Source organism: Kosakonia pseudosacchari (assembly GCF_900184035.1).
Taxonomy (GTDB): Bacteria; Pseudomonadota; Gammaproteobacteria; order Enterobacterales; family Enterobacteriaceae; genus Kosakonia; species Kosakonia pseudosacchari.
This window is the reverse complement of the sequence record NZ_FXWP01000016.1, coordinates 1-1,281: the sequence shown is the minus strand read 5'-3', so window position 1 is coordinate 1,281 and position 1,281 is coordinate 1. Positions and strand designations below refer to the sequence as shown.

Sequence of the window (1,281 nt, the reverse complement as noted above, 5' to 3'; positions counted from 1 at the left end):
CTGACGGTTCCCCATAAATAAAGACAGGCATAGAAGGTTGTGATCTACTTAGTGTTCCACCAAAAAGTAAGGTCACACCTCTATGCCTGCTTCACAAGTTTGCCATAAATTTTTCAGCCAGTCCCTGAACTCTATTCATCAGTACCGTAAAAACGCCCTGCTCGATATGACCGTGGCCCTGACGCGTGGTGCTTCGCTTTCTCTTACCAGCATCGGCAGATACCTGCCAGGTCCCGCACGTGTTAAGCACAAGATTAAGCGTGTTGACCGGCACCTCAACAGCGACCTGATGTTCAGTGATATTCCCTCCGTCTACCAGCAGCTTGTATCCCGCCTCACACACAGCCTTTCAGTTTGTGTCATTGCCGTGGACTGGAGTGGCTATCCTTCATCAGAGCTCAGTGTTTTGCGGGCAAGCTTATTGTGTGATGGCAGAGCTATCCCTCTGATGAGCAAAGTCATTTCCTCCCGCTACCAGAACAACTCTGCCGTGCAAAATGCCTTTCTCGATCAGATGGCCGCCGCCATTGGCAAAGATAAGCAGGTCATTATCGTGACCGATGCGGGCTTTCGCAGCAGCTGGTTTCACCACATCCGCTCTCTGGGCTGGGATTTTGTCGGGCGAGTCAGGGGGAGCCTCTATTTTCAGGTCGTCGGGGACGAAGAGTGGCAGATGGCGCGGGATATTGCGTCATCAACAACGGCGCGCTATCTGGGATTCGGGCGACTGGCACGCAACGCCAGTCGTGACTGTCCGGGACATTTCTACACCGTGCATAAACGGGCGACAGGCAGGAAAGGCAGCCAGCATTACCCCAAAACAGACAGGATGTACCGTAAAAACGCACGTGAACCGTGGCTGCTTTTTACCAGTCTGATGGAATATAAGCCACGCGAGATAGTTAAAATTTATAGTCGCCGTATGCAGATAGAACAGAACTTCAGGGATGAAAAAAGCGAGCGTTATGGGCTGGGACTGCGGGTAAGTAAAAGTCGGGGAGAAAAACGACTTTCCGTGCTTTGCCTGGTTGCAGTTCTCTACAGCATCATCATATGGCTGACGGGTTATTACCTTGAAAGTAAGGGAATAAATCGATGGTTCCAGGCGAACAGCGAGAAATCACGCAGGGTGCTGTCGTATCTGACATTGAGTGAAAATGTCATCCGGCAGTCGCCGGGGCTCCTGTCGGGGATGAACCCCGACAGGGTATACGCCGATATAGCGAGGGTCTATCGAAACATCATCATGGTGTATTAATGATGTTTCTGGGGATCCCTCAG

Annotated in this window: 1 protein-coding gene; it reads left to right on the top strand. The window is 51.3% G+C overall.

The window, feature by feature from the left end; genetic code table 11:
- Positions 1–82: 82 nt before the first annotated feature.
- Positions 83–1,258, top strand: a complete 1,176-nt coding sequence (locus tag BN2591_RS14675) for an IS4 family transposase (RefSeq protein ID WP_086872639.1) — start codon at positions 83–85, stop codon at positions 1,256–1,258.
- The last annotated feature ends 23 nt before the right edge of the window (positions 1,259–1,281 follow it).